The organism is Pseudoalteromonas sp. SR41-1 (assembly GCF_014164015.1).
GTDB lineage: Bacteria > Pseudomonadota > Gammaproteobacteria > Enterobacterales > Alteromonadaceae > Pseudoalteromonas > Pseudoalteromonas distincta.
On the sequence record NZ_JACJEK010000038.1, the window covers coordinates 1 to 7,452 of the forward strand.

The 7,452-nt window shown below is 35.7% G+C and carries 10 protein-coding genes and 1 pseudogene; 10 read left to right on the forward strand and 1 reads right to left on the reverse strand.

Annotated elements, in window-relative coordinates:
- Positions 1 to 255 precede the first annotated feature (255 nt).
- A pseudogene (locus tag H5118_RS20165) lies at positions 256 to 935 on the reverse strand (integron integrase); the annotation flags it as partial.
- Positions 936 to 1,178: 243 nt separating this feature from the next.
- On the opposite strand from H5118_RS20165, the gene H5118_RS20170 reads away from it, so the two are divergent.
- From H5118_RS20170 to H5118_RS20215, 10 genes are all read left to right on the forward strand, one after another.
- On the forward strand, positions 1,179 to 1,559 hold the full coding sequence (locus H5118_RS20170) for a hypothetical protein (RefSeq protein WP_182749940.1): 381 nt from the start codon (positions 1,179 to 1,181) through the stop codon (positions 1,557 to 1,559).
- 107 nt (positions 1,560 to 1,666) lie between these two features.
- Entirely contained in the window at positions 1,667 to 1,969 is a 303-nt protein-coding gene (locus H5118_RS20175) for a hypothetical protein (protein WP_182749942.1), read from the forward strand.
- Between the two features lie 38 nt (positions 1,970 to 2,007).
- Positions 2,008 to 2,238: a hypothetical protein gene (locus H5118_RS20180; RefSeq protein WP_182749944.1), complete on the forward strand. Its 231-nt coding sequence runs from the start codon at positions 2,008 to 2,010 to the stop codon at positions 2,236 to 2,238.
- Between the two features lie 5 nt (positions 2,239 to 2,243).
- The gene (locus tag H5118_RS20185) at positions 2,244 to 2,834 is read left to right on the forward strand and encodes a hypothetical protein (protein WP_182749946.1); all 591 of its coding nucleotides are present in this window, start codon (positions 2,244 to 2,246) and stop codon (positions 2,832 to 2,834) included.
- Between the two features lie 25 nt (positions 2,835 to 2,859).
- Entirely contained in the window at positions 2,860 to 3,300 is a 441-nt protein-coding gene (locus tag H5118_RS20190) for a hypothetical protein (RefSeq protein ID WP_182749947.1), read from the forward strand.
- 45 nt (positions 3,301 to 3,345) lie between these two features.
- Positions 3,346 to 4,872: a cell surface receptor IPT/TIG domain-containing protein gene (locus tag H5118_RS20195; protein WP_182749949.1), complete on the forward strand. Its 1,527-nt coding sequence runs from the start codon at positions 3,346 to 3,348 to the stop codon at positions 4,870 to 4,872.
- 153 nt (positions 4,873 to 5,025) lie between these two features.
- Positions 5,026 to 5,529 carry a tetratricopeptide repeat protein gene (locus tag H5118_RS20200; RefSeq protein WP_182749951.1) on the forward strand — a complete coding sequence of 168 codons (504 nt, stop codon included), beginning with the start codon at positions 5,026 to 5,028 and terminating at the stop codon, positions 5,527 to 5,529.
- Between the two features lie 39 nt (positions 5,530 to 5,568).
- Complete coding sequence (locus tag H5118_RS20205) at positions 5,569 to 6,090, forward strand: hypothetical protein (RefSeq protein WP_182749953.1); 522 nt, start codon at positions 5,569 to 5,571, stop codon at positions 6,088 to 6,090.
- Positions 6,091 to 6,235: 145 nt separating this feature from the next.
- Entirely contained in the window at positions 6,236 to 6,715 is a 480-nt protein-coding gene (locus H5118_RS20210; RefSeq protein ID WP_182749955.1) for a hypothetical protein, read from the forward strand.
- A 121-nt stretch (positions 6,716 to 6,836) separates the two neighbouring features.
- Positions 6,837 to 7,304, forward strand: coding sequence for a hypothetical protein (locus H5118_RS20215; protein ID WP_182749957.1), 468 nt, complete (start codon positions 6,837 to 6,839; stop codon positions 7,302 to 7,304).
- The last annotated feature ends 148 nt before the right edge of the window (positions 7,305 to 7,452 follow it).

Here is a 7,452-nt window from a genome sequence, read left to right on the forward strand (position 1 = left end):
TAAAGTACTTATGGCAAACTGATGTCTCAGGCATAGCAGTTGTGACTTATGTGGGTTGTGGTGATTTACATAAGATCATAAATTGCTGTGCCTGTCACGTTTTGGGGATTCGTCAGCCCGAAGGGTTCTGCCTAGGGGCAATTTACTCTTTGTTGCTCGATTTTTACTTAGCCCACTAGGTTACAAACCTCACGCCGCGATTAAATAGCCCCTAGATTGAACAAATTTTAATCCTGAAAGGTCAACAGGCCCTGATTTATGTGATGCAAATAAATATTGCCAGCCCAGCTGTCTATTGTGGTTTGGATATTTTTTACGTAATAAATGAGGCATGTAAGCGCCGCTATACAAGGGGTTTTTCAGATCTAATTGCAGGTAACTATCAACTAATTGTATTTGAGAACGTAATTGGGGTGTGAGCTCTACTGCAAGCGTTACAACACGATTTTTGCCTCCTTTGCCATCCCAAATTCGAATGCAGTTATAGTCAAAGTCAATATCGTGTACCCGTAAACGCAGTACCTCCATTAATCGCATACCACTGCCATAAAGTAATCCACAGGGTAAATAATGCTTTGCAGAGCACACTTTAAAAAAATTATTTATTTCTTGCTGCGTTAAAACTACCGGTAGTTTAGTTGCTCGTTTGCTCTTAATAAAACTTAATGATAATGAAAGTGGCTTTTTAATCACTTCTTTAAATAAAAAGCTCAACGCATTTAAGGCTTGTGTTTGAGTGTTAGGAGCAACATTTTGTTGATTGACTAAGTAATTTAAAAAAGTTCGACCTCATTATCTCCCATCGTTGTTGGGTGCCTCATTGAGTTAAATCGAATAAACGAAGCTATCCAGTATAAATACGCTTTAATAGTACTTTTAGCATAACGCTTTAGATACATTTGTTCGGCTATCATAGTTAAAAAAGGTGATTTCATGATATGAATCTCTAGTAAAAGTTAACTGTATATATAGACAGTGCTTGTTGTTTTGTCCAATATTACTGATCTCCACCATTTCGGTGTATTTGTGCATTGATTAAAAATAATTTCCAGTTAACTAATTGTTTACAGTTGTTTATTTGATGGTTAAGATAAATGCACTGTAATATATGGACATTTGTCGGTTTATAAAACGACAAATGTCGTAGACAAAGTTGTTAGTTGCCTTAGGAGTATAAGTTGAACTTTGATGATTTAAAATCGATTATCGACACTGAAAGTGATCAAGAATTAAAGCTTACTTCTTATACTTGGGAAATTATTAAAAACTCAAATTCAGAATTAAAGCCTTGGTTATCTGAAGATCAATTTAATCAGTCTTTCTCAAAGTTACCAGAGTATCAAAATAATGATACTGTGTTTGTTTTTGAGTCTTTCGAACGTATTTACAAAGTTACGGGGTTAACTAAAAGGCTAACTGAACAAGTAAACTTAAATTGGACTGACTTTGATGCATTTCAAAGTTCCACAGACATTCTTTGTTTTTATATGGTGCCCCAAAATTTAAATTGGACATTTTACGCAAACAGAGATTTTTGGCAGTTTGCAAAAGGCAACTAACAAGTTACTCAAACGGACGCTAAACAGTTGGCTAGCGCTCGTTCCTCGCAATTTTAGCCAACAATTTCGCGCCGCTTAGTAAGGCGTTATAAGCCTAGGAGCTAATTGTGAATTTTGAACAGCTACCGTTACACGATGCAATTCTGGGCTTGATTGACATAGATTGGGATGGAGCATTCGTAAAACTTAATCTGCAAGTATTCATTGAAATAACAAAGCCTGTAGAACCTTATCAATTGAAATTTATTGGAGTTACTAATTTTAGCTGCACTAGAGACAATGAATGGGGACCATCCAACTCGGTGCTGGAAGTTAATATAGTGGATGACGAGTACCAATTGCAGATGCAAAGTGGTGATAAAATATTAATTAAAGCAGATGACTTTGAATTTAAATACAGCGGCTTATAACAATACGCTGAAAGGCATTACGGCCAAAAGAAATAACAGTGACACCCATCCTTAATTTTTTAGATTCAGGAGGCGTAGATAAAAATGGTGATATGTTACCATCAGGCTTACAGGGCTCAGTAGATAAACGAATGGCCCGCTTTTACCCAGAAGCTACTCGTGAATATACTTTAATGTACACTTTTATAAATAAAGAACGTAATGAGAGAAAATCATGCTCATTTTTAGAGTTTGATAACGAATGGTATATGTATCATAGACTTATTTGATTACTATGAATTTAATATCTGAAAAGCTTAAACATACATTTGAAGTATGTTTTGCACACAAGCGCTGGGTGCCTTATACGCGAATAAAATCGTTTTTAGGTATGTTACTAGGGGCGTTTGTCGCCTCCTTTTTTATTGATGGTCAACCGAGTCACTCAAACGCAGACCAAACATTAAATACCATGTTTGTGGTTACCCCGTTTTTGTTTTTTGGTTTGGTGCTATTGCAATCCTCGTTACAAAAAACATTTTACAACGCCGATGTCTATGTTACGCCTAGTGCTATAACAATGCCGGACTTTAAAGGCGAACGTGAGGTGTTTATTGCTTTTAAAGATATAGAGGCAATGTATATTAATTACTTTCCGTTAACGCCGCTGCTATGGTTTGGTCCTTACATAAGTACGCATTTGGCAATTAAATCAGTCAGTGGAGAGAGTTATGGAGTACATACGTTTAATTTAAATGATTATAGAACCATTGTTAATTATTTAGCGAAAGTGCATAACGTAAAAATCAAACACCGTTTTTCATGGTGGACATTAACCTACTTATCTCTTTTCCCAATCGGGTTTTTATTGGGCTTTATTGTTTAATTTATTTAAAAAACTAAGGAAAGGCATGAAATTAAAATATCTATCAATAGCACTACTTGCCAGTGTGTTAACAGGGTGTGGCACACAAGATGTTGTAATAACAAAAGTGATTAGCTTTGAGCCATCAAAATTTATGCGTGAGAATGCTAAAACACAGCCTTTTTTGGTTGTTGAAATAGAAGGTGATGGAAAAGTGGGTACCTGTAAGATTGATTTTCCTATAGGTATGCTAAAAAGTAAAAGAGCGATTAAAGGCACGGGCTCTGAACTGCGAATGCGTTGTATCTATGATGATGTTAAAGGTTATGGCACGGGTTATACACATGAGTATAAACACGCCGAGTTACACCATTTAGGTGACAACAGAGCAACGTTAGCATTAAATGTTGTGCTGTATACACGCAAAGAAGATTTATCGATTGAAGTGAAAACACTAAAGCCACTTGAGTTTGAATACACGCTTTAAATAATAAATACACAGAAAAATGGATTAACATACAAGGATGGATTCTTGAAAATACCTCTATTGTACCTCTCATTATTGAGTTTAAGCATCGCTTTTAGCTCGCTAAACTTTATAACCCCCGCTCACGCAAAAACAGACCAATCATCATCGGATTTAGGCACCTGGCAAAATAAAGACGAAGACGTTGATGGCGTGCCTGATGAGCTGGATGACTATCCGTTTGATAATTCGCGCTCTAAATTTATTGAAGTTCAAGACAGCGAACCTAATGATAATCCCAGTGTTGCTACACCTTTAGCTGCTGGGATCCCTTTTAGGGTAAAAGGTGCTATTTCAAACAAAGGAGACAATGGCGATCTATATCGTTTTCAAGGTAAAGAAGGAGATTTTGTTTCAGCATTAGTTACCTATGAGTCTGAAAGCTTTGCTCCCAAGGCTTATTTTTCGGATGAAAGTGGCTTGGCTATTAACTCTTCTTTAATTCACTCTAGTAAAGAAAATAAAACCTTTTTTGTAACTGTTATTATCCCTAAAGATGGTTTATTTCATTTGGGGGTGATTGATAGTAGTTCAGGCGGAAATCCAAGTTTCAAATATCAAGTAGATGTTTTTTATGATAAAGATATCGATGGTATCCCAGATAACAAAGAGAGAGCGCTTGGTGTTCTACCTGAAAGTCAAGATACCGATGAGGATGGGAACCCCGATTTCTATGAGTACTATGTAGACGCATCTATAGGTTTAGACCTTGATGCTGACTGCATTGTAAATATGCTCGACGAAGACAGTGATGGCGATACAATTAACGATAAGTTAGATGGGTACACCGACCCAGACAAAGATGGCATTTACAACTTTACTGACCTTGATAGTGATGGAGATTCAATTCTAGATAGCCAAGAAAAGGTAAATGATAAGGGAACACCACTGGATTCGGATTATGATGGTTTAGCTGATTTTTTAGACTTAGATAACGATGGTGACTATATATTAGACATTCATGACTCTGCCCCCTATGTAAAAGTTGAAAGTATTTCAATGGATTCAACCCCATTAATCCAAATTAGTAGTGTGAGTTCTTTAATTAATGGGGTAACGACTAAAGAAGTATTGAGAGGGAATGATGTCGTTGTTGTAAACGGTATGAATATGCAAAGTGCAAAAGCACCACTTTTGGTTATTTATTCACAAGACAATATTTATAATTTTACTCCCACATTTATTGAGGGAAAATATAGATTCAAGCTCAATATTCCTGAAGGAAAACATAGGGCATTTTTATATGTTGATGATTTAAAAACAAATGATATTTATATCAAAGTTTATGGTAAAGATGCACCGCTTATTTTAGGTACTTCTTTCGTTATGCTTAAACGTGGTGCTAATTTTACATTAAACGTAACGGGAGCAACACAAGCCACTAAGGTTATATTGAATGGCAAAACGATTGTTCCAAATAATATATCGGTAGCATCAATAACGTTTCACGTACCTAATAAAGCGGTAAAGGGAGCTCTTCATCTCTTAAATGATTCAGGTAAAAGTAATTCAATATTATATGATTTTAAATAAAGGTTTACGTTAATACCGAACATGGATTACCAGCTTAAGCTCTACTTGTATCAGGAACCTGTTTAGAATAAATACTGAAGTATAAGTTTATAAAAAAGGTTAATAGTACGCACAGGACTGATATTAAATAAAATTACTATAAGGATTATACAAGTGAAAAAACTACGATTAGCGATTGTACTTGGCTTAGCCAGCACTATCGCATCACTTGAAATACAAGCAGATACCGATAAATCGCTATACGCAACGGTTTCAACCGTAGAGCAGCGCAATGTTGACATACAGCTTAGCAAAGCAAAACAAGGAGATGCTGAGGCGATGGCAAGAGTAGGGCGGCTTTATGCAAAAAGTTCAGGGAGAGAGTACCCTCAAGACTTTGATAAGGCACGATACTGGTTAGACAAAGCTATTGAACAGGGTAATACTGATGCCTTTTACTATTACGCAAAGTTATATGAAGAAGGAACATTCGGTAAAAAAGATCCAGTTAAAGCGTTTGAGTACTATCAACAAGGCGCAGACGCTGGAAACATGACTGCCATGTACTTTGTATATGAGGGCTACCGAGATGGAAAGGGAGTTGCAGCAGACCAAAAAAAGCCCAACACGTGTTGGATGAGTGCGCAGAAAAGGGCGGGTCACTGTGTTCTGACTTAAAAAGGGTTTTAGGTAACTTAAATAAAAACAAATAATATTATGCTATTGAATAATGAAAAACTTAAACAGAGTTTGGCTGCTTACTCTCACATATTTGATAAGGTAAGCGATAAAAATCACATAGCATTTAAAACCAAAGCAACGGGTCTCGCTCGTACCTTAGGGGTTATATTTGCTGTGTTGGCTTTAGGTGCAAGTGTGCAAAGTTTATCTTTAACATTTTACGCATGGGCAACGGCGGTGTTTGTATTTTTATCACTTTTATTGCTTAGTACCAAAGTGTTACTGGTATTTACAACTGCAAGCAAAGGTTGTTACTACAGTATTTCAATACTCGGTATAAAACACAAACAACATGCTTATTTACATAGTAAAGGGTTTACCGTTGAGCCCGATACTGATTTACAAAATAAGTGGCGGTTAGTAGTTGCTAATCAACGCTATTTATTAAATAGCCGAAGCGATGCTGAGTCACTGGCTTTAATGTTAGCTTTAATTTTAAACACAAATGCTTTCATTAAAACGCACAGTGGTGCAAACCCTGAGCTAATAACTAAATAAAACTATCAAAATAATAAAAGGACATTTTTAATATGAGAACATTTCTAAACGACCCTGCGCCAGTTTTATGGCGAATAAAAGATTACGCCAAGCTTACACTGCCTTTTTTTGCGCTGTTTTTATTTGCAAATTTACTGAGGTTACTATGAAGCCAAAGTCTCGTAAATCAGCAGACGGTACCTTTTATATTTATAAAGATATGGGAATATTTAGAGTTACAGGTTTTGTTATTGGGCTTATTTGTATTGCTCAATTAGTGTTTTCTTACGATAAAGCCGATTTTAACTTATTTGCGTGGGCATGTGTTTCTACATTGTGTTGGCATTTGCTTTTTTTAAAGTCGCGCTTGAGTGTGCCACCAAATGGTAGTGTGCTTGAATTTAAAGCGAGCTCACTTTATTCAATTAGGACTGTGCGTTATCAATTGAAGGATATCACAAGTGTAATAGCCACTCGCCACCCTATAAAAAAAGAGTTTTTTCAATATCATGTTGAGTTTGAAAATTTATCTAGGGTTACTTTAGGTTACAGTCGCGCACATAAAAATGTTAGAAATATCGCAAAAGAGCTAGCTGAGCATATTAATAAGCCTTTTGTAGATGATATTAGAAATTTTTTTGATTGAGACGCTAAAAATTTATAAACAGATAACCTATTAAACAGGAAAGTGCAGAGTGCCTATGGTGTACTTATAAACTCAGCAAATGAGTAAAATGCAAACAAATCAATAATTACAGGAGAAAACTATGAAAAAAATCGTTTTTTTTACACTGGCTCAATCATTACTTTTATCATTTACAGCAAGCGCCGTTGACTACAGCAGCCCGATTGAAAATTGTAAAAAGTCAGTTGATATCGTTTTAAATCAGGATTATGAGCTTTTCAAGCAGCTTTATGCCCCGCTGCCTAAAGATATGGACGAAAGTATTGTAAAAGGAATGTTAGCTCGTGAGCATGATCATTATACAAAAAATCATTATTTGGGTATCCATAACTTTACAATCGTTGGTACTGAGGTGCTTGAAGATGCTAAAAATAGTATAATTCAAAGATCACAAAAAAATGCATTAAAGTATGGTTATACTGACGAACTGTGGGTTAATTATACATTTAAGACATCAAAGGTTTTTGGTAAAAAGGAAGACAACGTAACAAAAAAGGAAAATGTAAATTTGGGCAAGTTGATGGCAAGTGGCTTATGGTCAACTTATTAAGAAGCTAAATATGACTAATAATGTGTGTGATTCATAGAGATCGTTTCAATATACTATGACGCTATGAACAAAGAAATTAAACAACGTTTAAAGTGGATTGAGCTTTACGAAAAAACTAATAATGCGGGCCTAGTTTGTCGTCGGTGTG

Excerpts from the sequence above, each read along its gene's own strand:
- H5118_RS20210 (WP_182749955.1), top strand. The coding sequence starts at position 6,236 with ATGAAGCCAAAGTCTCGTAAATCAGCAGACGGTACCTTTTATATTTAT.
- H5118_RS20205 (WP_182749953.1), top strand. The coding sequence starts at position 5,569 with ATGCTATTGAATAATGAAAAACTTAAACAGAGTTTGGCTGCTTACTCT.
- H5118_RS20215 (WP_182749957.1), top strand. The coding sequence starts at position 6,837 with ATGAAAAAAATCGTTTTTTTTACACTGGCTCAATCATTACTTTTATCA.
- H5118_RS20190 (WP_182749947.1), top strand. The coding sequence starts at position 2,860 with ATGAAATTAAAATATCTATCAATAGCACTACTTGCCAGTGTGTTAACA.
- H5118_RS20185 (WP_182749946.1), top strand. The coding sequence starts at position 2,244 with ATGAATTTAATATCTGAAAAGCTTAAACATACATTTGAAGTATGTTTT.